16 protein-coding genes and 1 other RNA gene are annotated in these 24,133 nt (G+C 70.2%); 6 read left to right on the forward strand and 11 right to left on the reverse strand.

Annotated features, from left to right (window positions below; translation table 11 throughout):
- Positions 1–25: 25 nt before the first annotated feature.
- The 3 genes from tyrS to ssrS form a co-directional block, all read right to left on the reverse strand.
- The gene (tyrS, locus tag GTY96_RS18325) at positions 26–1,288 is read right to left on the reverse strand and encodes a tyrosine--tRNA ligase (RefSeq protein ID WP_143901500.1); all 1,263 of its coding nucleotides are present in this window, start codon (positions 1,286–1,288) and stop codon (positions 26–28) included.
- A gap of 94 nt (positions 1,289–1,382) precedes the next feature.
- Positions 1,383–2,012: a 5-formyltetrahydrofolate cyclo-ligase gene (locus GTY96_RS18330; RefSeq protein WP_143901498.1), complete on the reverse strand. Its 630-nt coding sequence runs from the start codon at positions 2,010–2,012 to the stop codon at positions 1,383–1,385.
- Between the two features lie 19 nt (positions 2,013–2,031).
- Positions 2,032–2,222: non-coding RNA, 6S RNA (gene ssrS, locus GTY96_RS18335), on the reverse strand.
- Between the two features lie 159 nt (positions 2,223–2,381).
- Here ssrS and GTY96_RS18340 point away from each other — a divergent pair.
- The 3 genes from GTY96_RS18340 to GTY96_RS37235 all read left to right on the forward strand — a co-directional run bounded on the left by GTY96_RS18340 (position 2,382) and on the right by GTY96_RS37235 (position 4,668).
- A complete protein-coding gene (locus tag GTY96_RS18340) occupies positions 2,382–3,398 on the forward strand; it encodes a tetratricopeptide repeat protein (protein WP_143901496.1) in 1,017 nt (338 codons plus the stop codon).
- Positions 3,395–4,387 (forward strand): serine/threonine-protein kinase, encoded by a 993-nt coding sequence (locus tag GTY96_RS18345; protein WP_161665375.1) that lies wholly within the window; start codon positions 3,395–3,397, stop codon positions 4,385–4,387. The genes GTY96_RS18340 and GTY96_RS18345 overlap by 4 nt, the downstream gene beginning before the upstream one ends.
- Positions 4,388–4,494: 107 nt before the next feature.
- Positions 4,495–4,668 (forward strand): hypothetical protein, encoded by a 174-nt coding sequence (locus GTY96_RS37235; protein WP_186001889.1) that lies wholly within the window; start codon positions 4,495–4,497, stop codon positions 4,666–4,668.
- 26 nt (positions 4,669–4,694) lie between these two features.
- On the opposite strand, the gene GTY96_RS18350 is transcribed toward GTY96_RS37235, so the two are convergent.
- The 6 genes from GTY96_RS18350 to GTY96_RS18375 all read right to left on the reverse strand — a co-directional run bounded on the left by GTY96_RS18350 (position 4,695) and on the right by GTY96_RS18375 (position 11,541).
- Complete coding sequence (locus tag GTY96_RS18350) at positions 4,695–5,846, reverse strand: cysteine desulfurase family protein (protein WP_161665376.1); 1,152 nt, start codon at positions 5,844–5,846, stop codon at positions 4,695–4,697.
- Positions 5,843–6,964 (reverse strand): DHH family phosphoesterase, encoded by a 1,122-nt coding sequence (locus GTY96_RS18355; RefSeq protein ID WP_143901490.1) that lies wholly within the window; start codon positions 6,962–6,964, stop codon positions 5,843–5,845. The genes GTY96_RS18350 and GTY96_RS18355 overlap by 4 nt, the downstream gene beginning before the upstream one ends.
- A 180-nt stretch (positions 6,965–7,144) precedes the next feature.
- Positions 7,145–7,984, reverse strand: coding sequence for a Fic family protein (locus GTY96_RS18360; RefSeq protein ID WP_143901488.1), 840 nt, complete (start codon positions 7,982–7,984; stop codon positions 7,145–7,147).
- 120 nt (positions 7,985–8,104) lie between these two features.
- On the reverse strand, positions 8,105–9,442 hold the full coding sequence (locus GTY96_RS18365; protein WP_143901486.1) for an AAA family ATPase: 1,338 nt from the start codon (positions 9,440–9,442) through the stop codon (positions 8,105–8,107).
- Positions 9,443–9,501: 59 nt separating this feature from the next.
- Entirely contained in the window at positions 9,502–10,449 is a 948-nt protein-coding gene (locus GTY96_RS18370) for a branched-chain amino acid transaminase (protein WP_143901484.1), read from the reverse strand.
- Positions 10,450–10,599: 150 nt separating this feature from the next.
- Positions 10,600–11,541, reverse strand: a complete 942-nt coding sequence (locus GTY96_RS18375) for an AAA family ATPase (RefSeq protein WP_143901482.1) — start codon at positions 11,539–11,541, stop codon at positions 10,600–10,602.
- Between the two features lie 192 nt (positions 11,542–11,733).
- Between GTY96_RS18375 and GTY96_RS18380 the strand changes: the two genes are divergently transcribed.
- Positions 11,734–11,958: a hypothetical protein gene (locus GTY96_RS18380; RefSeq protein WP_143901480.1), complete on the forward strand. Its 225-nt coding sequence runs from the start codon at positions 11,734–11,736 to the stop codon at positions 11,956–11,958.
- 93 nt (positions 11,959–12,051) lie between these two features.
- Here the strand turns inward: GTY96_RS18380 and GTY96_RS18385 are convergent, their stop codons facing one another.
- Together GTY96_RS18385 and GTY96_RS18390 are read right to left on the reverse strand one after the other, a co-directional pair.
- A complete protein-coding gene (locus GTY96_RS18385; RefSeq protein WP_161665377.1) occupies positions 12,052–16,641 on the reverse strand; it encodes a response regulator in 4,590 nt (1,529 codons plus the stop codon).
- Positions 16,642–16,740: 99 nt separating this feature from the next.
- Positions 16,741–19,869 carry a glycosyltransferase family 4 protein gene (locus tag GTY96_RS18390; RefSeq protein WP_235685683.1) on the reverse strand — a complete coding sequence of 1,043 codons (3,129 nt, stop codon included), beginning with the start codon at positions 19,867–19,869 and terminating at the stop codon, positions 16,741–16,743.
- 227 nt (positions 19,870–20,096) lie between these two features.
- Between GTY96_RS18390 and GTY96_RS18395 the strand changes: the two genes are divergently transcribed.
- Both GTY96_RS18395 and GTY96_RS18400 read left to right on the forward strand, forming a co-directional pair.
- Positions 20,097–22,430 carry a DUF4912 domain-containing protein gene (locus GTY96_RS18395; protein WP_161665379.1) on the forward strand — a complete coding sequence of 778 codons (2,334 nt, stop codon included), beginning with the start codon at positions 20,097–20,099 and terminating at the stop codon, positions 22,428–22,430.
- A gap of 25 nt (positions 22,431–22,455) precedes the next feature.
- On the forward strand, positions 22,456–24,045 hold the full coding sequence (locus GTY96_RS18400) for a glycoside hydrolase family 57 protein (protein ID WP_161665380.1): 1,590 nt from the start codon (positions 22,456–22,458) through the stop codon (positions 24,043–24,045).
- Positions 24,046–24,133: the final 88 nt, after the last annotated feature.

A 24,133-nucleotide genomic window follows, 5' to 3' on the forward strand; every position in this document is an offset into this window, starting at 1 on the left:
GGCGCGGGCGGTCCGTCGTCGCGACTCAGGCCAGCTTCACCCGCGCCGCCTTCAGCTTGCCCACCTGCACGGTGTACTCGCCGGCCCCCAGCTCCGCCTTGGGGTCGGTGACCTTCTCGCCGTTCACCCGGACGCCGCCCTGGGCCATCAGCTTGCGCGCCTCGGTGGCGGAGGCCACGAGCTTCGTCTCCGGCAGCAGCTTCGTCACCGGCAGCTTCTCCGCGCCCGCGAGCGAGACCTCCACCAGGGGCAGCTCCTCCGCCGACAGCTCTTTCTTGGCGAAGCGCTTCTCGAAGTCCTCCGCGGCCTTGCGCCCGGCCTCCTCGCCCTGGAAGCGCGAGGCCATCTCCTGCGCGAAGGCGACCTTGGCGGCCTTGGGGTGGGCCGCGCCGGAGCGCGTGCGCTCCTCCAGCTCCAGCACCTGCTTGAGCGGCATCGACGACAGGAGCTTGTAGTACCGCCACATCAGGTCGTCGGTGATGCTCATCAGCTTGCCGAAGATGCTGTCCGCCGGCTCGTCGATGCCCACGTAGTTGTCCAGGCTCTTGGACATCTTGTCGCCGGTGATGACGCCGTCCACCAGCTTCGCGTCCAGGCCCTCCAGGATGGGGCCCGTCATGATGACCTGTGGCTCCAGGCCCTCGTCCTTCATCAGCTGCCGGCCCACCAGCAGGTTGAAGAGCTGATCCGTCGCGCCCAGCTCCACGTCCGCCTTCAGCGCCACGGAGTCCCAGCCCTGGAGCAGGGGGTAGAGGAACTCATGCAGCGAGATGGAGCGGTTCTCCCGGTAGCGCTTCTTGAAGTCGTCGCGCTCCAGCATGCGCTGCACGGAGTAGCGCGCCGCCAGGCGGATCATCCCCTCGGTGCCCAGCGCGTCGAGCCACTCCGAGTTGAACTTCACCACCGTCTTGTCCGGGTCCAGGACCTTGAAGACCTGCTGCTTGTACGTCTCCGAGTTGACCTTCACCTCGTCGCGGGTGAGGGCGGGCCGGGTCGCGTTCTTGCCGGTGGGGTCGCCGATGAGGGCGGTGAAGTCACCGATGAGGAACACCACCGTGTGCCCGAACTCCTGGAAGCGCCGCATGCGCGTGAGCAGCAGCGAGTGGCCCAGGTGCAGGTCGGGACGGCTGGGGTCGAAGCCCGCCTTGATGACGAGCGGCTTGCCCTTGTCATACGAGCGCTGGAGCTTCTTCTTGAGGTCCTCCGGCACCTGGAGGTCCACGGTGCCGCGAGTGACTTCTTCATACTGCTCTTCGGGGGTCGCCTTGCGCAGTGCGTCCGGGTTCATGGCGCCGCGGACACTAGCCCAGAAACGACGACGGGCAGGGCCGGACTTGGGGTCCGCGCTCCGCCCGTGGAAGGTCCCTCTGGTCGCCTGAGGCTCAGGTGTCCAGGAAGTCGAAGCTGCGCCACAGCCCGCGCAGCGCCTCCATCTCCGTGACGATCTGGTCCATGTCCACGTCGTCGCTCGTCGTGGGCAGGTCCCGGACGATCTGGTCGCTGAACGCCAGACCGACCCGCCGGCTGCGCGGGCTGGCCGCCTTGAGGGTGGCGTCGTAGTAGCCCCCTCCGCGACCCAGCCGCTTGCCGTCCCGGCTGAAGCCCAGACCGGGCACCACGAACAGGTCGATCTGGTCCACGCCAATCAGGTCCGAGGAGTTGCTGGGCTCCCGGACGCCGAGGCGCCCCGGCTCCAGCTCGCTCTCCGACTTGATGGCCCGGAACGCCAGGATGCGCCCATGCACATGGGACAGCGGATAGCAGACGATCTTCTCGTCCTGCAGGGCCGCGATGAGGATGTCCCGGGTGGGGACCTCGCCCCGGATGGGGGCGTAGAGGGCCACCGTCCGTGCCTTCTGATAGTAGGGCGATGCCAGGAATCGAGACTGGACCTTCAGGCCCCGCTCGTCGATGAGGTCGTTGGTCATCGCCTTGCGGCGCGCCGTCAGCTCCTCACGAAGCGTTACCTTCTTCTCCGCCGCCGCCGCCGTATCCACCGCCGTCTCGCTCACCGCCGCCGCTCCAAAGAAAGAGTCCCCCGCCGAGCCGTGTGTCCAGCATCCATTGAACCCTTGAAAGCCAGGTGGGGACCGAAATCATGTCACCGCAGGCTTCCCTCATCCCCGGAAGGGGGAGGGCTTGCACATGGCGACCGAAACGGACCCCGGAATGGACGTATCGGTTCGAATTTCTGCTGGGCATCACGCACCCCGCAGGGAACAGACCTTTTACCGCTCAAATCTCGCTACAAGCCCTTAGAATCACTGGGAAAATCCCAAGGCGTTCTGGGAAAATGATAAGGACGGAGCAGCGTGCGGTCAAGCCGTCCTCGCGCGTTTACAAGCCGCCCCGTGGACTTCTATGATGCCCGGGTCCCCGACATGTCGCCCCCGACCTCAACATTGGCTCTCGCGGCGGGAGTCTGCCTCGTTTCCGGGCTCGCCTGGGCGGGCCCTACCTTCAACGGCACCTTCCAGGGAGAGGCCTTCGGCCCCATCGAGTTGCGCTCGGATGGGGACCACCTGGTGGGCATGGCTCCGGCCGGTGGGCCCTGCCAGCGCCCGGCTGCCCAGCAGGCCCTGACCGGGGACTTCCAGGGCAACGTCTTCCTGGGCGAGGTGACGCTCTGCCAGACGGGGGACACGTGCAGTCCGTCCCAGTCCTACGTGGTCATGCTCGTCTACAACGTCGAGGAGCGGGCCCTGGGAGGCATGGTGAAGCTGGAGGGAGGCTGTGAGTCACCGGCCCTGCTCAAGAATGGACTGCTGCTGCTGCGGGCCCCGGACCAGGGCGCGGCGCTGACGCCCGTGACGGTCCAGGCGTCGGAGCGTCAAGCTCAGGCCCCCGCCCCCGCCCCATCCCCGGTCGCTGCGGTGTCCCCTCCGTCCGGAGGTGCCGCGCAGATTGCGGCGCAGCGCCGGCTGGAGCCGGTGGACGTGGCGGCCACCCTGAAGCAGGGGCTGTCCCAGCTGGCGCAGAACCCGATTGGCGCGTCGCAGCAGTTCCAGCTCGTGCTGGCGCAGGAGAAGGAGAAGAACAACGCCTGGGCGCTGATGGGCATGGGGGTGTCCTACTTCCTGCGGCGCCAGCACTCGGACGCGCTCACGTACCTGGACCGGGCGCGCGCCGCGGGCAGTCCGCAGGCGCGGGCGGAGGCGTTCTTCTGGACGGCGTGCGTGATGCGGGCGACGAAGGATCCGCGGATGGCGAACGAAGCGCTGCGCCGCGCGCTGAACGACGGCTGGTCTCCGCCGGAAGGCAACGCGCTGGTGGAGCGGGAGCTGCAACAGTTCGCCAATGAAGGAGCGGTGTACGAGCAGCTGTTGAAGCAGGCCCGCGGCAGTCGCAAGCGGACCCAGGGTCGAGAGTCGCAAGGAGCTGGAAGCGCCAGCCCGTGAACGCGCCGACCCCCGTGTCGAAGCCCGTCCGGGTCTTCGGCAACTACGAAATCCTGTCGCTGCTGGGCAAGGGCGGCATGGCCGAGGTGTACCGCGCGCGCGTGCGCAGCGGGCCGTACGCCGGGTGGACGGTGGCGCTCAAGCGGCTGCTGCCCGCGCTCACCCGGGACCCCGCGTCGGTGGATCTCTTCGCGCGCGAGGCGCACCTGTCGCGCCAGCTGGACCACCCCAACATCGTGAAGGTGCTGGACGCGGGGATGCTGGAGGACGTGTCCTTCCTGGTGATGGACCTGGTGGACGGGCGCGACCTGGGCCACATCCTCCGCCGGTGCAAGGCGCGCGGGATTCCGCTGCCCGTCGACTTCGCGGTGTACCTGGCCAAGGTGCTGATGGAGGCGCTGGCGTACGCGCACACCGCCACCGGGCCGGACGGTGAGCCGCTGGGCATCGTCCACTGCGATGTGTCTCCGTCCAACCTGTTCATCTCGCGGGTAGGGGAGATCAAGCTGGGCGACTTTGGCGTGTCGCGCGTCCTGGTGGACGGGAAGCTCCAGGGCGGTGAGGTCCTGGGCAAGCCGTACTACCTGTCCCCGGAGTCGCTGCAGGGCGCGGTGACGCCGGAGGCGGACCTGTGGGCCGCGAGCGTCGTGCTCTACGAACTGCTCACGCTGGGGCGTCCCTTCGTGGGCACCTCGCCTGAAGACGTCTTCGCCAGCATCCTGTCGCGCAAGTACCGCCCCTTGAGCGCCGTGCGTCCGGACGTGCCCAAGGCCCTGGACGCGGTGCTCGCGCGCGCCTTCGCGGAGAACCCCGAGGACCGCTTCCCCTCCGCGGAGGAGTACGCGCGGGCACTGTCGCCGCACTTCGACGAGCGTGTGGGGACGCCCCTGGCCATCGCGGCGGTGGTGCGCGGTCTGTTCGGCACCACCGACGAGATGCCGGCCTACCGGGGGCCTCCGCCGACAGGTTCCATGGACGGCGCCGAGTAGCCGGGCGGGCAGGGCTCCGGCGCGCGGGCTCCCGGACGGCGCGGGCCGCTGCGGAGCGTGCGCCAGATGATGACCTTTCCTCCCGCGAACACGCACCGGGAGGAACGATGGCGAACGAGCGCAAGCAGCAGCAGCCCGAACAGGACACCCCCACCCGCGAGACGCGGCACGGCGACGAGCGGCTGCCGCCCAAGCCCGACGAGGCCAAGGAGGGGATTCCTGGCTACGGCCAGCCCGACCCGGAGGTCCGCGAGAAGAACCTGCCCGACCAGAAGTGGTAGCCCCGCGCGCGACGCCGGGGCGGGGCTCAGCCCGTGGCGTCCAGGGCCCGCACGCGAGGGACGTGCGTGCACAGCGCCTCCACGACGCGCTCCACCTCGGCGGACGTGGTGGTGGGGCCCAGGCTGAAGCGGAGGCTGGCCCGCGCCTCGGTGGGGGACAGGCCCATGGCGCGCAGCACGTGGGACGGGGACAGCGTGCCGGAGGCGCAGGCCGCGCCCGACGACACGCAGATGCCCTCCAGGTCCAGCGCCATCAGGAGGGCTTCGCCCTCGACGGCCTCGAAGCGCAGGTTGCTCGTGTTGGGCACCCGGGGCGCGCCGGCGCCGTTCACCGTCACTCCGGGGAGCCGCTGGAGCACCTGCTGTTCGAACGCGTCGCGCAGCGCGCCGACCCGCATGGCGACCTGGGGCTGCTCCGCCGCGGCGAGCTCCAGGGCCAGGGCCAGGGCCTCGGCGTAGGGCACGTTCTGCGTGCCCCCGCGACGGCCGCCTTCCTGGTGTCCGGGCGTCAGCGCGCGCACGTCCACGCCCTTGCGCACCACCAGCACGCCCACGCCCTGCGGGCCTCCGAACTTGTGCGCGGAGAGGGAGAGCAGGTCCGCGTCCACCTCGCGCAGCGTGAGCGGCACCTTGCCCGCGGCCTGCACGGCGTCGGTGTGGAAGAGGATGCCTCGCTGGCGGCACGCGCGCGCGGCCTCCGCCACCGGCTGGAGCACGCCCGTCTCGTTGTTGGCCCACATCAACGAGCACAGCGCGGTGTCCGGCGTCAGCGCCTCCAGCACGGCCTCCAGCGGCACGCGGCCGTCGGGAGCGGGGGACAGCCGCACCACCTGCGCGCCTTCCTGCTCCAGCCGCGTGAGCGCCCCGAGCGCCGCGGGGTGCTCCACCGTGGAGGACACCACGCGGCGGCGCTCCTTCACCGGCCGGGCCGCGTACGCGCCCACCAGCGCCAGCGCGTCCGCCTCGCTGCCGGACGCGGTGAAGCAGAGCTCCTTGGGTTCACAGCCCAGGACGCGCGCCACCTTCGCCCGCGCCGCGTCCAGCCGGGCTCGTGCTTCGCGCCCGCCCGCGTGCACGCTGGACGCGTTGCCGAAGCCTCCCTGCGTGAAGGCCCGCGCGAGCAGCGTCCCCACTTCCGGGCGCACTGGCGCGGCGGCGTTGTGGTCCCAGTAGATCACGTGTCCTGCGCGGACAGCAGCGACACCGGCCGCTCCTCGGCGACGCCGAAGGCTTCCAGGAAGCGCGACACGACCTCGCGCTTGAGCGCCTTGCGCTTGTTGGCGCTGCCGGACAGGGGCAGCCGTGCGCCCGCCATGCTGCCGTGGCCGCCGGAGGAGCCGCCCAGGTCCTCGCACAGCTCGCGGATGAGGCGGCCCGCGTTCATGCGCCGGTCCTTCACCCGGAGGCTCAGGAACAGCTGGTTGCGGAAACTCCCGTACGCCAGGGACCACTTCATCCCCTCGAGGAACATCATCCGCTCGGCGACCTCCGCGACCATGTCCGGGGAGTAGACCTCCTCCAGGTCGGTGATGATGGCGGTGCCGTAGACCTTCGCCTTCTCGATGGACGTGTGGAACAGCTGGAAGAAGCGCGCGGGCAGCTCCGGGTGCTCGATCTGCCCCAGCAGCTGCTTGTCGCAGCGGGGGAACAGCCACAGGTAGCTGTCCACGTCGGTCTGGGTCGTCTCGCGGCCCAGGTCTCGGGTGTCCGCCTTGATGCCGTAGAAGAGCGCGGTGGCGATCTCCACGGACGGCTCCAGGCGCGCGGCCCGGAGGTACTCCACCAGCATCGTGGAGGTGGCGCCGAAGTCACCGCCCACGTCCGCGAAGGGCGACAGCAGGCTCTCCTCGCGCAGCGGGTGATGGTCCACCACCAGGTCCGCGCGGAAGCGCGGGGGCAGCGAGTGGTTGCGCACCGGCGGCTGCGTATCCACCAGGCCGAAGAGGTCGTACTGGCTGAAGTCCAGCTGGGACACGTGCGACACCGGCAGCCGCAGCACGCGCACGAAGGCGATGTTCTCCGCCCGGCCGATGATGCCGCCGTAGCCGACGTGGGCTTCGAGCCCCGCCTTGCGCTCCAGCAGGTGGGCGAGCGACACGGCTGCCGCGATGGAGTCGGGGTCCGGGTTGTCGTGCGTCAGGATGAGCGCCCGGCGGTGGCCCTTGGCCACTTGCAGCAGGCGGCCCAGCTTGTCGGCGGCAGGCAGCTTCGCGAGCCGCGCTGGCGGAGGCTCCGTGAGCTCGCCGCCGGCGGGCAGCTGGGAGCGGCGGCTTTGGATGGAGGGGGTCACAGGCATGGGGGTTCTTCTTTTACTTCCTCCGGCACGGGGATTCGAGAAGTCGGATGTTCTCCCCGTAACGTTCCGGACAGGGTGGTTGCAGCACCCCAATGGTGTCGACGAACCCCCCGGCCTTCACGGAAGAGCGGGGCGCCTTCGCGGCGCCCGCTCCCCCGGCAAGCCGTCCGCCGGTACCGGCTACTCGACGGTCTTGTACTTGCGGCCCAGGTCGCGGAAGTACTTCACGCCGTTGTCGAGCGAGTTCTCCATCGCGTCCATCAGCACCGTGCGGAAGGTGGCGACGGGCAGGCGGAAGGACTCGTAGTAGCGCTGCCGGTCGATGGAGTGGATGACCGCGGGCATGTAGCCGTTGCGCAGCAGGATGAGGTTGCTGCACATGCGCCCCACCTTCCCGCTGTGCTCGGTGAACGGGAAGATCTGCAGGAACTCGTGCTGCACCACCGCCGCCTGCTTGATGGGGTGGAACTCACGGAACTCCGCGCTGGCGGTGTGGTCCACGAGCTTCTCCAGCCGGGCCTGGATCTTCGCCGGCTGGGTGATGTCGTGGAAGTAGGTGCGGTGCAGGGGCATGTCCTTGCGCAGCCCCGCGCGGTCGCGCTCCTTGGCCAGCTCCTTCTCCGTGCGCTCGCGGCGCTCCATCCGCGCGCGCTCGGCCAGGGCTTCCGGCGTGTTGCCCAGGAAGAGGTCGTGCATCCGCTTGATGGTGGTGAGCGTGAGCGCGGACTGCTTCTTCGCGCCCTGCGCCTCCTCGCGGATGTAGTCCGCCACCGCCTTGTGGTTGCGGATCTCCAACACGACCGGGATCATGGAGGCTTCGGCCGCGGTGCGCTCGGGGAAGAGCGCGGCCATCAGCTCCTGGTGCGTGTACACGACGCCTTCGAGCGCGGCGTCGTGGTAGATCCACGACATCTCGAAGCGGTCGAGGAACTCACGCGCGGGCTGCTTGTCCTTGTAGATCTCAAGGTACTCGCGCAGCTGCTCGTTCTTCTCGTCGATGTCCTGGTAGCGTTCCTTCACGGACTGCGGCTCCTTCTCGCCCCGGCCCGCCCCGGGCGCTTTTTCTCAGAGGCTGCGCCGGGCGGTACAACGGCACGCGGATTCTAGAAATTCCGCGCGGTTGGAACAAATAAAACCCGACTAGAGATTCACCAGGAACACTTCGCACGCCTGGTCGAGCAGGTCCTTGGACAGGGCGGGCGGGATTTGCCGGTATCGGGCAGCGTCTCGGATGAGGGACACGAGGTCCCGGGGGTGACAGGAGCGCATCTCCATGCTGCGCGGCTTGTAGTAGTGCTCCACCAGGTAGGTGACGGCCTGGTCGACGTAGGGGATGCCCGCCGCCTCACACACCCGGCGGAAGATCTCCCGGTAGGACTCCTCGTCCGGATTGCCGACTTCAATCTTGTATTTGATGCGGCGCAGGAAGGCCTCGTCCACCAGTTCCTTCGGGTCCAGGTTGGTGGAGAAGACGAGGAGCTGATCGAACGGGATCTCGAACTTCTTGCCCGTGTGCAGGGTGAGGTAGTCCACCCGCTTCTCCAGGGGGACGATCCACCGGTTGAGCAGGTCCGTGGGGTGGACCTTCTGGCGGCCGAAGTCGTCGATGAGGAGCATGCCGCCGTTGGCCTTCACCTGGAACGGCGCCTCGTAGAAGCGGGTGCTCTCCGAGTAGATGAGGTCCAGCGTCTCCAGCGTCAGCTCGCCGCCCACCACGACGGAGGGGCGCCGGCAGAGCGCCCAGCGCTTGTCCATCTCGAAGGTCTGCCGGCGGCCGTTGGCGTCGCGGCCAATCTCCAGCGACACGGGCGTGTGGATGATCCGGTCGAAGACCTTGATGATCTGGTTGTCGATTTCGAGGCAGTGCGGGACGAAGACCTCCCCGCCGAACATGTGGGAGATGGCGTCCGCGAGGCTCGTCTTGCCGTTGCCCGGGGGGCCGTAGAGAAAGAGCGAGCGGCCGGAGTTCACCGCCGGGCCCAGCTTGTCCATCAGCTCCGCGGGCACGGTGAGGTGGCCCAGGGCGATGAGCAGGTCCTCCTGGCCCACGACGGGCGTCTCCTCTGTCTGGCTCTTGATGAGGGCGTTGTACTGCTCGATGGGGACCGGGGCGGGGCCCACGTAGGTGGAGCGGGTGAGGGCGTCGCGGGCGTACTCGCGGCCCTTCTCCGTGAGGGCGAACTCCACGGACGCGCGGCCAAAGCCCTTGCCGCCGCGCAGGTCCACGAGCTTCTCCGCGGCGAGGAAGTCCACCACGTGCTCGACGACGCCGGACCAGGGCAGGCACATGCTCTCCGCGATGGCCACGCCCGTGCCCGTGCCGGCGTAGTAGAGGAACTTGAGGCCCAGGTCCGCCAGCAGGCCCATTCTCAGGCCCGTGTCCTCCAGCGACTTCGGCTCCAAGGGAGCGATGTCGAGGATGGACGGGTTCTCCAGCTTGAACGGATTGTCGTCGTACGTGTGGCCGGCGGGAGGCATCGGGTACGGGTTCTACCCGATTCCCCCAGCGGCCGGGACTTCACGTCAACGGACTGTCCTCAAACGTAGGTCAGCCAGTCCGCATAGCGGGGCTCCTGGCCCCGGACGACGCGGAAATAGGTGTCCTGGACGAACTGGCCGATGGGGCCGGGCTTGCCGGTGCCCACCTGGCGGTTGTCGACCTCGCGCACGGGGGTGATCTCCGCGGCGGTGCCGGTGAAGAAGATCTCGTTGCAGATGTAGAGGGCGTCGCGGGTGAACGTCACCTCCTCCACCGCGCGGCCGCTGTCGCGCAGCAGCCGCAGCACGGTGTCGCGGGTGATGCCGTCGAGGATGGGCGAGGAGAGGGGCGGCGTCTTGATGATGCCCTTCTTGTTCACCATGAAGATGTTCTCGCCGGACGCCTCCGCGACGAAGCCGCTGATGTCCAGGAGGATGGCCTCGTCGTAGCCGGCCATCACCGCCTCGCGCTTGGCGAGGATGGAGTTGACGTACTGGCCGGTGATCTTCCCGCGCACCATGTTCACGTTCACGTGGTTGCGCGTGAAGGAGCTGACCTTGGCGCGGATGCCCTCGCGCATGCCCTTGTCGCCCAGGTACGCGCCCCAGTCCCAGGCGGTGATGCCCACGCGGGTGGGGTTCACCGCGCCCAGGCCCATGGCGCCGTCGCCCATGAAGGCCACCGGGCGCAGGTAGGCGCCGTTGGCGAACAGGTGCTTCTGCTTGCGCAGGAGCTCCAGCGTCGCCTCCACCAGCTGGTCCTCGGTGTAGGGCATCTGCAGCATGATGATGTGCGCGGAGTCGAGCAGGCGCTGGATGTGCTCGCGCAGCCGGAAGACGGCGAGCCGGCCATCATGGGTCTTGTAGGCGCGGATGCCCTCGAAGACGCCCAGGCCGTAGTGGAGGGCGTGCGTCATCACGTGCACGTTGCCCTCGTCCCATTTCATCAGCTTCCCATCGAGCCAGATGTGTTCGGCGCGCAGCACGGAGGATGAGGTCGAGCTCATCGGGAAGTTCCTTGTCGGGCTAGGGGTGGGACGGCTTGAGGTCTTGTGCCTCCAGGCCTTGTACCCAGGCCCCGAGGGGAGGCAAAGCGTGAAACGCCAGGGGAGCCGCCGGGCCGGGCCCTCCCCGTCGCCTCGCTACGGCGCCCCGCGTCAGGCCTGGGCGATCTGCGGGAGGTTGGCGCGGGCCTTCTCGATGTCGCCCTCGTATTTGAGGACGAGGTTGAGCGTGGCGGCGACGACGTCCGCGCTCAGCGCCTCGGCGTTGAGCAGGGCCAGGCTCTGCGCCCAGTCCAGCGTCTCACTGATGGAGGGGGCCTTCTTCAAGTCCAGCGCGCGGATGGCGGCCACGGCCTCCACCACCTGCTCGGCCAGCACCTGGGGGACCTCCGGCAGCCGCGAGCGGACGATTCGCAGCTCGCGCTCGCGGTCCGGGAAGTCGATGTGCAGGTGCAGGCAGCGGCGCTTGAGCGCGTCGGACAGCTCGCGGGCGTTGTTGCTGGTGAGGATGACGCGCGGGATGTGCCGGGCCTTGATGGTGCCCAGCTCCGGCACCGTGACAGCGTTGTCAGACAGGACCTCCAGCAGGAAGGCCTCGAACTCCGGATCCGCCTTGTCGATTTCGTCCACCAGCAGCAGCGCCGGGGTCTCCGACAGCTGGGCCTGGAGGATGGGGCGGGGGAGCAGGAAGCGCTCGGAGAAGAAGACGGCGTCGCCGGACGCGAGCCGGTCCGCGGCCTCCGCCAGGGTCCGGGTGCCCTGGGTCATCTCCCCGATCTTGTCCTTGAGCAGCTGGGTGTAGAGCAGCTGCTTGGCGTACTCCCACTCGTAGAGGGCCTTGGCCTCGTCCAGGCCCTCGTAGCACTGGAGGCGGAGGAAGGTCCGGTCCAGGGCCTGCGCCAGGGCCTTGGCCAGCTCCGTCTTGCCCACGCCCGCCGGGCCCTCCACCAGGATGGGCTTGCCCATCCGGTCCGCGAGGAACACCGCCGTGGCGATCTCTGGCGAGGACAGGTAGCCCACCGCCTCCAGGCGACGCGCCGCGTCCTCCACGCTGGTGAACGAGCGAATCTCCGAAGTCAGTCGAGGGGGGCTCACGCCCGTCAACTTAACCGACGCCCACCCCTCCCACTGCGGCAAAAATGCCAGGGTTGTGGGGGCGTCGTCCGCACTCTTGAGGGCCGTGGGGGATGCAACCCCTTGGAATCAGGGTGCGTAACTATTTTCGCACCTTGGGCACGTACCGTGCATCAAAGCGTGCGTATCTCAGGACGAACGAGGTCGCGGGTCATGTGGGCGTGGCTGAAGTTGGCGATGGCGGTGGTGGTGGTGGTGATGCCGGGGGGCTTCCCCCTCGCGCTGGCGTACATCGCGACGCGGACGCTGGTGGAGCGTTGGCGGGCGGCGCAGGCTCAGGCCCAGGACGAGGGGCGGCCGGTGTCGGTGCGGGACGTGCTGGGCTCGCTGCACTTCCGGGACCTCATCCGCGAGGCCCGGGCGGCCACGGCGCTGTAGCGCGGACCGGTTGTCCCCGAGCGACGAACGAAGGGCCCGGCACTTCCTCGGAAGTGCGCGGGCCCTTGTCGTTTCCGCCGGGAGGGGGGCGGGCTACTTGTCCAGCTCGTCGACGAGCGCCGTCCAGTCGTCCTCGGCCGCGGGCGCGGTGGGCAGCTGCATCACCATGGTGCGCTCCGGGGCGTCTTCGTCCACGGGCACCGGGGTGGGGGCGGCCTTCTTCGCGGCGGGCTTGGCGGCGGCCTTGGCGGGGGGCTTGGCAGCGGCCGGGATGACCGGGTTGGCCTGGACCGTGGCGGCGAGGTGCTCGTCCTCGGTGGGCTTGGCGGCGGCCTTCGCGGCGGGGGCGGCGGCCGGGGCGGGGGCCTTGCTCTTGAAGCGGGCCAGCTCCAGCTCCGCGACCTTGAGCGCCTTGCTCTTCTCCTGGACGGAGGTCTGGAGGCGGGCGACCTCCTGGGCCTTGATGGCCTCGCGGCGCTCCAGCTCGGCCTTCTGCTTGGCGTTGAGGTCCTCCAGCTCCTTGACCTGACGGGCCTCCAGGTCCTTGCGCTCCTTCTGCGCGGTGGCGAGCCGGGCGGCGGCCTCGTTGGCCTTGGTCTCCGCGGCGGCGACGCGGGCGTTGAGGTCCTTCTCCGCGCGGGCCCGGGTGCTCTGGGCGTTCTCCAGCGCCAGCTCCAGGTCCTGGGCCTTCTTGGTGCGGGCCTGCAGCTGGGCCTGGGCGTCCTTGAGCTTCGCGTCGGTGTCGGCGGCGAACTTCTGGGCCTCCTGCGCCAGCTGCGCGATGCGCTGCTCGGACTTGGCCAGCTTCGCGGCCAGGTCGTCCGCCTGCTTCTTCGCCTCGGCGGCGGCGGCGGCGGCCTGCTGGGCCTGCTGTTGGGCCTGGGCCTGGGCCTGCTGGAGCTGTCCGGCCAGCCCGTCGCGCTCGCTGGTGAGCTTCTTCTGGTGCTGCGCGGCGTGCTGGAGCTGCGCGTCGCGGTCGGCGACGGCCTTGCGCGTCCCGTCCAGCTCGCCGGACACCGACGAGAGCTGCTGGTTCAGCGCGTCCGCCTGCTTCTTGGACTCGGCGGCCTGGGCCTCCAGCTGGCCTTCCAGCTGCTTCACCTGTTCGGTGCGGGTGGCGACCTCGCGGTTGAGCACCTCCGCCTGACGCATCTTCTCCTGCGTCACGTGGGTGAGCTTGCGCAGCGTGTCCGACAGCTCCTTGCCCTTGGTGTCGACCTCGTTCTGGAGGAGCTCCTCACGGCGCTGCGACTCGTGGGTGAGCGTCTGGAGGCGGTCCTCCAGGTGGTGGCGCGCGTCCTCCGTCTGCGCGAGCGTGGAGGACAGCTGCGTGACTTCCGCCACGCGAGTGCCCAGCTCGTGCTTGGTGACGATGAGCTGTTCGGCCAGGTCCTCGCCGTTGGCCTGGGAATCGGAGAGCTGGCGCTCCAGCTCCGCCTGGGTGTTGGCGGCGGCCTGGCGGGCCTGGGCGTGGGCCTGCTCCTCGCGGGCCAGCGCGTCCTGGGTCCCGGCGAGCTGGCCCTGCGTGTCCGCCAGTTGCTGCGACGTGGCGGAGAGGTCCGAGGTCAGCCCGTCGCGCTCGCCGGTGAGGGCGTTGATGTGCGCGGTGGTCTCTTCGGCGAGCTTCGCGTGCGCGCCGCGTTCGGCGTCGTAGAGGCCCTGCGTCTCCGACAGGTCCGCGCGCAGCTGGCCAATCTGGCCCGTGAGGTCCTGCTCCAGCGAATCCTTCGCCTCGTGGAGCGCCTTCAGCTCCGCGATGCGAGCGTCGCGCTCCTCGGTGGTTCGCGCCAGGAGGCCGTTGGTCTCCTGGAGGATGTCGCGCGTCTCGTTCAGCTCCGCGTCCAGCTCATCGCGGTGCGTGGTCACCTTCGCCAGGTCGCCGCGCGTCGCCTCCAGGGTGTCCTGGGTCTGCGTCAGCGTCTGGCTGGTGGCCTCGAGCTCGCCGCGCGTCTCCGCGAGCGTGCTCTCGGTGCTGGCGAGGGTGCCCTGCGTCTCCGCGAGGGTGCCCTCCGTGCGCGCCAGCGTGTCCTGGGTCTGGGCGAGGGTGGCCTCGGTGGTGGCCAGCGTCTGGCTGGTGGCCTCCAGCTCGCCCTGGGTGGACGCGAGCGTGGCCTCCGTCTGCGCCAGCCGCGACTGCGTGTCCGTCAACGACTGACTGGTGGCCTCGAGTTCGCCGCGCGTCTCCGCGAGCGTGCCCTCGGTGTTGGCGAGCGTGCCCTGCGTGTCGGAGAGGGTCTGGCTGGTGGCCTCCAGCTCACCGCGCGTGGTGGAGAGTGTCTCCTCCGTCTGCGCGAGCCGGGACTGGGTGTCCGCGAGCGTCTGGCTGGTGGCCTCGAGCTCGCCGCGCGTCTCCGCGAGCGTGCCTTCGGTGCTGGCGAGGGTGCCCTGCGTCTCCGCGAGGGTGCCTTCCGTGCGCGCCAGCGTGTCCTGCGTCTGGGCGAGGGTGGCCTCGGTGGTGGCCAGCGTCTGGCTGGTGGCCTCCAGCTCGCCGCGGGTGGTGGAGAGCGTCTCCTCCGTCCGCGCGAGGTTCGCCTGAGTCTCGGAGAGGGTCTGGCTGGTAGCCTCCAGCTCGCCGCGTGTCTCCGACAGCGTGCCCTCGGTGCGGGCCAGCGTCGCCTGGGTGTCCGCGAGGGTCTGGCTGGTGGCCTCCAGCTCGCCGCGTGTCTCCGCGAGGGTGGCTTCGGTGCTGGAGAGCGTGCCCTGCGTCTCGGAGAGCTGCTGGCTGGTGGCCTCCAGGTTGCCGGTCAGCTCGGAGATGCGCGAGTCGCGCTCGGCGACGTCGGACTGCAGGCCCTCGATGGTGCCGTCGCGCTGGGCGACGGTGTCCTCGAGGGAGGCGACGCGCGCGGAGAGCTGCTCGCCCTGGCGCTGGGCGGCGTCCAGCTGCTCGCTGAGCGCTTGAATCTGACCGTTGAGGTCCGCCTCCAGGGCGTCCTTCGCGGCGCGCAGGTCCTCCAGTTGGCTGGTGAGATCCTGCTCCAGCGCGTCCTTGGCCTGCTGGAGCGCCTGGAGCTCCGCGTTCAGCTCCGACTCGCGGTCCTCCAGGTGCGTCTTGACGGCTTCGACCTCGCCCTCCAGCTCACCGATGCGCTCGCGGTGCTGCTGGATGGTGGCGTTGAGCTCCGCCTCGCTGTTCTCGTTGCGGGCGATGGCCTCCTGCAGCTCGCGGTCGAGCGCGGAGAGCTTCGCGTCCCGCTCCTCCACGCGCTGGGTGAGGTCCGCCTCCAGGGCGTCCTTGTCCAGCCGCAGCTGGTCGCGCTCGCCAGTGACGCGCGCGATGTCCGACTCCAGGTCCGCCACCTGCTGCGTGAGGCGCTGCTCCAGTTGGGCGCGCTCGGCGTTGAGGCGCTCGATCTCCGCGTCGGAGCGGCTGGCGTGCTCCTCCGCCGTGGTGGCCCGGGTCTCCAGGCCGCGCACGGTGGCGTCGCGCTCCTGCTCCGTCTGGCTCAGGCGCTCCTGGAGGGCCTGGAGCTCGCCGTCCAGCTCGGCGTAGCGCTGGTCGCGCTCGCTGACGGTGCGGCCCAGCTCCGACTCGAACTGGTCGCCGCGCTCGCGCAGCTGGAGGATGTCCGCCTCGTTGGCGCGGACGGTGTCCTGGAGCTTCTGCTCCTTGACCTCGAACTCCAGCGTGACGACGCCGAGGTGCTTCTCCAGCTTGTCGAACTCGTTGCGCCAGCTCTCCAGGTCCGCGCCGCGCCGGGCCAGCTCCTCGTCGCGGAGGTTGACCTCCTTGCGCAGGACGTTGATGTCCTTCTCCTTGGAGGCGACGACCTCGATGAGGTCCTTCTCCGAGGAGAACTTCTGCAGGAGCAGGTCGTCCACGGTGGCGCCGTGCTCGCGCTCCTTCTGGACGATGGACTGCTGGGCGTCGTTGAAGCGCCGCAGCAGGTCATCCACCTGCATCTTCAGGCCCTGCAGCTCCACGTCCTTCTCGTGGAGGCGGTCCTCGACGGACAGCAGCTCCCGCTCGCGGACGCTCCAGATCTCCGACAGGCGCGCGAGCTGCGCTTCACGCGTCTTCAGCTCGTCCCGGAGGATCTGGATCTTCCCCTCGGGCGTGCCCATCAGCTCGCGGCGCGGGGGCGGGCGCTTCAACTGGCGGGACTCCGCCAAGAGCTCCGCCTTGCGGTCCGCGATGGACGAGAAGGCCCGGTCCATGAAGGACTTGTCCTCGTCCGTCATCGCGCTGCGGCGCTCGCGCTTGGGCAGCTTGGGCGGGGCGCCGGTGCGCACGCCGGGCATGGGGGGCGGGGCTTCCCGCGGGGCGCCCGAGAGCGCGGCGTCCAGGTCCGCGTCCGTCTCATCGGAGCCGGGCGGCACGATGCCCGCGCTCATCGACGCGAGCTCTCCCATCTCGAACGGGATGACGAGATAGCCATCCGCGGCGGCGGGCGTCTCACGGTGCTTGTTCAGCCCCTCCACGCCGGAGTCGGAGGAGAGGAGGAGGACCTTGAGGTTCTGTCCCCACTTGCCCTTCTTGATCTGACCACAGAGGGCGAAGCCGGACTGGTCCGGCAGCTCCGCGCGCACGACGACCAGATCGGGTCGGCGTTTCTCCAGCTCCCGCTGCGCGTCTGACGCAGTGGTGGCCATGGCCGTGTTGTAGCCCGCGCTCTTGAGCACGGAGGCCATGCTGAGTGCGAAGTCGTTCTGGCTTTCGACGATGAGGACGCGACGCTCCATGAAGCCCTTCACCCAGCAAAAAGTGCAGTGAAAACCGCGACATCCTAGCGGGCGGGTATAAGGCTTGGGAAGTTTCCGGGCGGTGCTCGGTCGGCTGCCTCACGAGTTCTTGCCGCGAACCGCTCCCTGGCCGACAGGGGGAGTCGCCCCTGGGGACGCGGCCTCATCCGGATCCCGCCCGGGGAAGTTCGTGGGCGGGGTGTGCCGGGCGAAGCGCGCGCCCTCGGGCGGGCAGTACCCGTGCGCGAGCTGCGCGAACCACGGGTTGAGCGTGGAGCCAGGGGGCGCGGGCGCGGGCCCTGCGTCTTCGGCCTCCGCGTCCTCCATGTCGAGCGAGTCCGCGTCGTGGACCTCGTCGCTGTCGATCTCCTCCGGCTCGTCCAGCGCCGCGCTGGCGTTCGACGGCGTGTGGCTCACGTCGTCGTCCAGGGACTGGGCCTCGTCGGCGGCGATCTCCTCCGGCTCGTCGTCGGCGTGCGCGGGCGTGGAGGGCCTCAGCACGGGTGGTGTCTTCGCCTGCGGATCCGGCGTGGGCAGCAGCCGTGGCGGCGGCCCCTGACGGGGGACGGGAGGCGGGGCGGTGGCGCGGGGCGGCAGCTGCGGTGGGCGGTCCGCGTCCGGCGCGAGACCCCCTCGGAGGGGCGGCTTGTCGGACTCCGTGAGCACCGGAGGACGGGAGGAGGAGGGCCGGCCAGCATCCGCGACGAGGCCGCCACGGATGAGCGGTTTGTCCGCGTCGGCCATGGGAAGGGGAGAGGGAGAGAGGCGAGGCGGTTCGAAGGGGGCCTGATCCGGCGTGGCGCTCGGCCGCGTCGACCGCCCGGCCCCGGTGCTACGGGCTCCGCTCAACACGGACCGCATGGGGACGATGGGCGTGGGCGCCGGTGGCTCCGGGGAGTCCTCCGCCAGCACGGAGGACCGGCGCACGATGGGCGTCGGAGCGGGCGACTCGTCATCGCGGGTGACGCTGGCGCGGCGCACGATGGGCGTGGGGGCTCGCTCCTCGTCCTCCGAGAGTGATGAGGGGCGGCGTGCGCTGGACGCGGAAGGCTCGTCCTCCGTGGAGGAGGACTTGCGGACGACGGGCGCGGAGTCCTCTTCCTCTGGAGGAGCGGGCCTGCGGACGATGGGCGTGGGCGCAGGTGAGGCGCGCTCGTCGTCGTCCGGGTCGGCGGGCCTGCGGACGATGGGCGTGGGCGCAGGTGAGGCGCGCTCGTCGTCGTCCGGGTCGGCGGGCCTGCGGACGATGGGCGTGGGCGCAGGTGAGGCGCGCTCGTCGTCGTCCGGGTCGGCGGGCCTGCGGACGACGGGCGTGGGCGCTGGTGAGGCGCGCTCGTCGTCGTCCAGGGACGTGGGCCTGCGGACGATGGGCGTGGGCGCCGGTGCGGCGCTCTCGTCGTCGTCCAGGGACGTGGGCCTGCGAACGATGGGCGTGGGCGCCGGTGCGGCGTCCACATCATCTCCGGCCGGTCGATGCACGATGGGTGTGGCGGCCGGGGCCGACTCCTCGGCGTCTCCGGGCGCTTTGCGCACGGTGGCCGTAGAGGCGGGCGCGTCGCCTTCGCCGTCCCCGAAAGGCCGGCGCACGACCGTCACCCCGGACGATGCCGCATCCGCGCTGTCGTCACCCGTGTCGGAGGACTGTGCGTCGTCCCCCGCCGCGAGCGGCTTCGCGGCGGGACGCGTCAGCATCTCGGTGGGTTGGGGGGCGTCGCCGATCCGTCCGCCCAGGGGCTCGGGCTCCTCCTTCTCGGGAGGGACCGGGAGTGCGCTCCTCGCGGCCCCGTCGGTCGTCTTGGACGTCGGCGTGGACGCGGGTTCGGGCGCCGCGGCGGGTGGGCTCGCGGCGGACTCGCGGAGCGGCAGCCCCATCACCATGGGGACCTCGTCGGGCCGCATGTCCGGCTCGGTCTTCACGAGCCGCGTGTCCATCCCATCGTCCAGCGCCATCCCCATCACCAGGGGCAGGTCCTCCGCGCCTTCCTTCGCGGGGGGCGCCGCCGCTTCCTCAACGGCGGGCTTCGCGGGGGCCTTGGGCATCGGCGCGGGCTTCGACGCCTCCGGCATGCCCAGGCTCGCGAGCCGGTTCGTGGGCGTGCCCGTCATCGTGACGTCGGGCGGTTCGCTGGAGGCCTCCACCGGCACGTGCCCTCGCTTCTCCAGCAGCGAGTCGTAGAGGTCCAGCAACTGGCCCCGGATGAGGCGCGCGTCCAGCACCTTCTCCGCGAACGCGCGCCCAGCCCGTCCGAGCGCCACGCGGCGAGGCACGTCGCGCGCCAGATCGAGGATGCGCTCGGAGAGGGCGCGGCTGTCGCCGGGTGGGAAGAAGACCGCGGCGTCCTTGGGAATCAGCTCACGGGTGACGGGCAGGTCCGCGGCGATGACGGGCCGTCCGGCGGCCAGATACTCGGAGACCTTGGCCAGCGGTCCACCCTGGAGCCGGTTGCGCTCCGAGTCGTCCAGCGGCAGCACGCCCACGTCCGCGAGCGCCAGCACCTTCACCAGGTCGTCGTGCGTGACCGGCGGCTGGAAGTCGACCTTCTCCTTGAGTCCCAGGTCGTTGACCAGGTCGTCCAGGTGGGGCTTCCAGTCCGGATGGTGCGCGCCCACCAGCGTCAACCGCACGTCCACCTGCTGGGCCGCGAGCGCGGTGGCCCGCAGCAGGGTGGGCAGGCCCTGCCAGCCCACGTGGCTGCCCAGGTACATCATCCGGAGGGGCGACCCATCCGGGACGCCGAGCACCTCGGGGTCGTACGGTTGCAGGTCCACCGGCGCGCGCAGCATGCGCAGCTGGTCCTCCGCCGCTCCCAGCCCCTGGATGTACGCGCGCGTCGTCTGCGAGCCGGTGACCACGAGGTCCGCGTTCATCAGGCAGAAGAGCTCCTGCCGGCGGATCTTCGACAGGAAGCGGCGGTCCCCGTCCGTCTGCGGATGGGTGTAGCGCAGCTCCTGGGACGGGAACGTCTGGGCCTCATAGATGAGGCGGTAGCCGTAGTCCGCCTTCAGCTCGCAGAGCGCGTAGCCGCCAAAGGGGTCCGTGAAGTGGGCGAGGGCGTAGTCCTCGCTCTCCAGCTGCCGACGCACGGCCCGTTCGAAGGACTGGATGCGCGACGCCAGGTCCCCGGAGCCTACCGGGACCCGGAGCAGCCGGGCGCCCTGGTACTTCTCGATATGGGAGTGGTCGGGCGTCTTCGCCGACAGCACCACCACGGAGAAGCGATCAGGCAACGCCTTCAGATACTCGGTCAGTCGGCGTGAGGAGCCAGACGGGCCGGGGATGACGTCAAAGCTGCACAGGAGAAGTCTGGGCAGGTCACTCAAGCGGTCGCAGGATACTTGGACAAGGCGGAGGTGTCATCGGGCGTGACGGAGAAGAACGGGGTCGGCAGACCAACACATCCCGTGACGGATGCGTTGACCCCCTGTATGCCGCGACATAACGAGGCGAGGTGTCCATGGATGAGCGGAAGGGCGTCACCGTGAGCTACCTGCGGGAACTGGCCCGGAAATACCTCCGGCAAGGGTCCGGCACGTCCCGGGGCCGGGAGTTCGTCGCCTCGCTGGCCGAGCGCATTCCCGCCCTGGGGCGGCTCGCGCGCATGGCGGGGCTGGGCACGTCCCAGCGTGGCTCGGGGGACGTGAAGGGTGAAGCGAGGACGCTGGATTCCAGACGGGAGGATTCCGGCCCCGTGCACGCCGCGCCTGCCGAGTCCGTGCCGCTGCCTCCGGCCGAGGCCTCGGGATCACATGCACGAGAACTTTCCGAGGAGCCCATCACGCAGCCCAGTGGCGGGCCCAGGACGCAGCCCGCGCGGGTGGTGACGTTCCCGGCCCGGGAGAAGGCTCGCCGGGACCCGGATGACGAGGACACGCTGTCGCTCGGCCCCGAGGTCGCGACTCCGCGCCCGTCGAGCGCTCGCGATGGCGTCGCTCCGGATGCGCCCGCTTCGCCCGCGAGCGAGCCGCCCCATGCGGCCGAGCCGCTGGTGGAGGGCTTCTTCGTGACGAGGATGGCGGGGCCAGATGAGGCGCGCCGCCACCACCTCCTGGAGGAGCAGTCGCCGCGCTTGCCGCCGGCTGACGCGTCGCCCGAGCGGGAAGAGCACCTGGGCGTGTTGCCCCTGGACTACCAGGACGACGCGATGGTGCTGCTCGCGCGAGATCCTCACACGCTGTTCGCCTTCTGGGACTTCAGCGACGCGACCCGGGGTCGGGCGCTCGACGGCTTGCCGTCGCCTCGCGCCGTATTGAAGGTGTTCGACGGTGAAGGCGTGTCGCGCGAGGTGGACTTCGCGCTGGAGTCGCGCAGCTTCTACCTTCAGGGCCTGTCGCCCGGGCGCACGTACCGGGTGGAGGCGCACTTCGTCGGCGCCGATGGCCGGTCGCGCCGCATCGGGCAGTCCTCGAACCGGGCCACGCTGCCGCCCGCGGGGCCGTCAGAGGATACGTCCATCCGGTTCCTGCGCATGCCTCCGCCAGTCGAGGAGCGACAGCACGCGGAGGCGGGTCCGGAGGCGGCGTCCACGCGAGTACCAGGTGTCCAGGAGCGCGAATACGTGACCTGGCGCCGGGTGTCGCTGCCGGGGAGCGGGGGCGTGATGGACGTGCCGGAGGTCCACCGCGAGCGCACGGAAGCTTATGTCGATGCGCCGCGAGTCCCGGGCGCGTCGGATCAGCGCTACGCGGAAGCGGATCATCTCGACGTGCCGCGTGCACCGGGGGCTTCGGATCAACGGTACGAGGCCGTGGCGCGGATGGGAGAGACGAAGCTCGGCGGGGGCGAGGTGCTGGCGCCGTCGCGTGCGCCAGGGGCGTCGGATCAGCGCTACCTGTCCGTGGAGCGAGTGCCGGGTGCTTCGGACCAGCTCGCTGGAGCACCGGCCCGCCACCCGTATCTGGAGGTGGCTCGTGCGACCGGTGCCTCGGAACAGCGGTACGGGCAGACGCTGCTTCCTGGAGGCGTGTCGGCGTACCGCTATCTGGAGGTGCCTCGCGCCGCGGGGGCTTCCGAGCAGCGGTACGTGGAGGGGCGGGGAGCCCAGGCGTATCTCGATGTCCCGCGGGCGCCGGGTGCTTCGGACCAGCGCTATCTCACGGTGTCTGCCGTGCCCGGGGCTTCGGACCGGCAGTATCTGGAGGTGCCGCGCGCACCGGGGGCTTCGGACCAAAGGTATCTGACCGTTCCCCGCGCGGTGGGGGCGTCGGAGCAGCGCTACCCGTCCGTGGATCGAGCGGTGGGGGCGTTGGATCAGCAATACCAGGCCGTGCCCCTGGTGACGGGCGCTTCGGATCAGCAGTCCCTGTCCGTGGAGCGGGCGACGGGGGCAAGCGGGACTCCGAGCGCGCCACGCGCACCCGAGTCCGCATCCTCTTCACAGGGCGAGGCACTCGAGGCGAGGGACCTCCCGCTGGCGCGCCCTGTCCCCGTCAGCGGGGCCGAGGCACGCTCGCCGGGGCCCGCGTCAGCCCCGGAGCCGGAGGCGCCTCGGGACCCGTGGGCCTTGAGCATCGCGCGAGGCCCCACCGCGTCCGAGCAGCGCGCCCTGGACAAGGCGCGCGAGGCCGCCGAGGCGGCGCGAAGGGCTCCTCCGGCGCCAGGGAGTTCGAGCGCCGCGCCCGCGCGAAGCGAAGCGCCCGTGGCTCCGAGTGCCGCGCCTGTGAAGGAGGCGGCTCCCACGACCGCGAAGTCGTCCGCGCCTCCCGAGCCGCCGAAGAATCCGCCGGAGCCTTCGTCCCCGGGCTCCAAGTCCTCCTCCCGGTCCCGGTCTTCGCGCCGTGGACGTAAGTGAACCCGCACGGCCACTCGACCGACCTATGAGCCTGGGCTCCCTCGCGCTGGTCCTTCACGCGCACCTCCCGTTCGTCCGCCACCCCGAGTACGAGGACTTCCTCGAGGAGGACTGGCTCTACGAAGCCATCTCCGAGACGTACCTGCCGCTGCTGCGCGTGTTCGACGCGCTGGTCGAGGACCGCGTCCCGTTCCGCGTGACGATGACGCTGTCGCCCACGCTCGTCTCCATGCTCAACGACGAGCTGCTGCGGGAGCGCTACGCCCGGCGGTTGGAGCTGCTTTGCGAGCTCGGCGCCCGCGAGGTGCACCGCACCCGGGATGACGCCACCTTCCACCCGCTGGCCGTCTTCCACCGCGACCACTTCGAATCGCTGCGCCTCGCGTACCACAACCAGTACCGGCGCGATCTGGTGGCCGCGTTCCGCAGGCTCCAGGACTCCGGCCACCTGGACATCCTCACCTGCAACGCGACCCATGGCTTCCTGCCGCTGATGCAGCAGACGCCCGAGGCCGTGCGCGCCCAGGTGACGGTGGCGGCGAACCACTACCGCCAGAACTTCGGCCGCGATCCCTCGGGCATCTGGCTGGCGGAGTGCGGCTACTACCCGGGCCTGGAGCGCATCCTCGCAGCCGAGCGCATCCGCTACTTCTTCGTCGACACGCACGCGCTCACGGACGCCTCGCCCCGTCCGCTCCATGGCCCCTACGCGCCCATCTTCACCGAGCCGGGCGTCGCCGCCTTCGCCCGCGATCCGGAGAGCAGCCAGCAGGTGTGGAGCACCGAGCACGGCTACCCCGGCGACCCCGTCTACCGCGAGTTCTATCGGGACATCGGCTGGGACCTGGACCAGGACTACATCCGGCCCTTCGTCCAGCCCACCGGCGACCGCAAGAACACCGGCTTCAAGTACTTCCGCATCACCGGCAAGACGAACGACAAGCAGCCCTACGACCCGGCCGCGGCCCGCGAGCGCGCCTGGGTGCACGCGAGCAACTTCCTGTTCAATCGCGAGCGCCAGTTCGAACACCTCGCGTCCCGCATGAACGGCCGCAAGCCGGTGGTCGTCGCGCCCTACGACGCCGAGCTCTTCGGCCACTGGTGGTTCGAAGGCCCGCACTTCATCGACGCCCTCATCCGTCAGGCCGCGCGCAACCCCAGCCGCCTCCAGTTGATCAGCCCTCTGGATGACCTGCGCGAGCACCCGGAGAACCAGGTGGCCACGCCGCCCCTGTCGTCCTGGGGCGCGGGCGGCTATGCGAACATGTGGCTGGACGGGACCAACGACTGGATCTACCGCCACCTGAACCACTGCGCGCGACAGATGGTGGAGCTGGCCCGGGACTTTCCCGACGCGCCGCCGCTGACGCGCCGGGCGCTGAATCAGGCCGCGCGCGAGCTGCTCCTCGCGCAGTCCTCCGACTGGGCCTTCATCATGAAGACCGGCACCATGGTGGACTACGCCGTGCGTCGCACGAAGGAGCATTTGCAACGCTTCCTCCGACTGCACGACCAGGTGCGCGCGGGCACGGTCGACGCGTCCTGGCTCTCCCACGTGGAGGGGCGGGACAACCTGTTCCCCGAGCTGGACTACCGGGTGTACCAGCCCGGTTGAGTGCTTCGGGAACAGGCAGGCTGGTCGGGAGTTCACATCCCGTGACCGGGCGACGTCGTTCCGGTTGCGGGGCCTCGTTTCCGCTTTA

The organism is Corallococcus silvisoli (assembly GCF_009909145.1).
GTDB lineage: Bacteria > Myxococcota > Myxococcia > Myxococcales > Myxococcaceae > Corallococcus > Corallococcus silvisoli.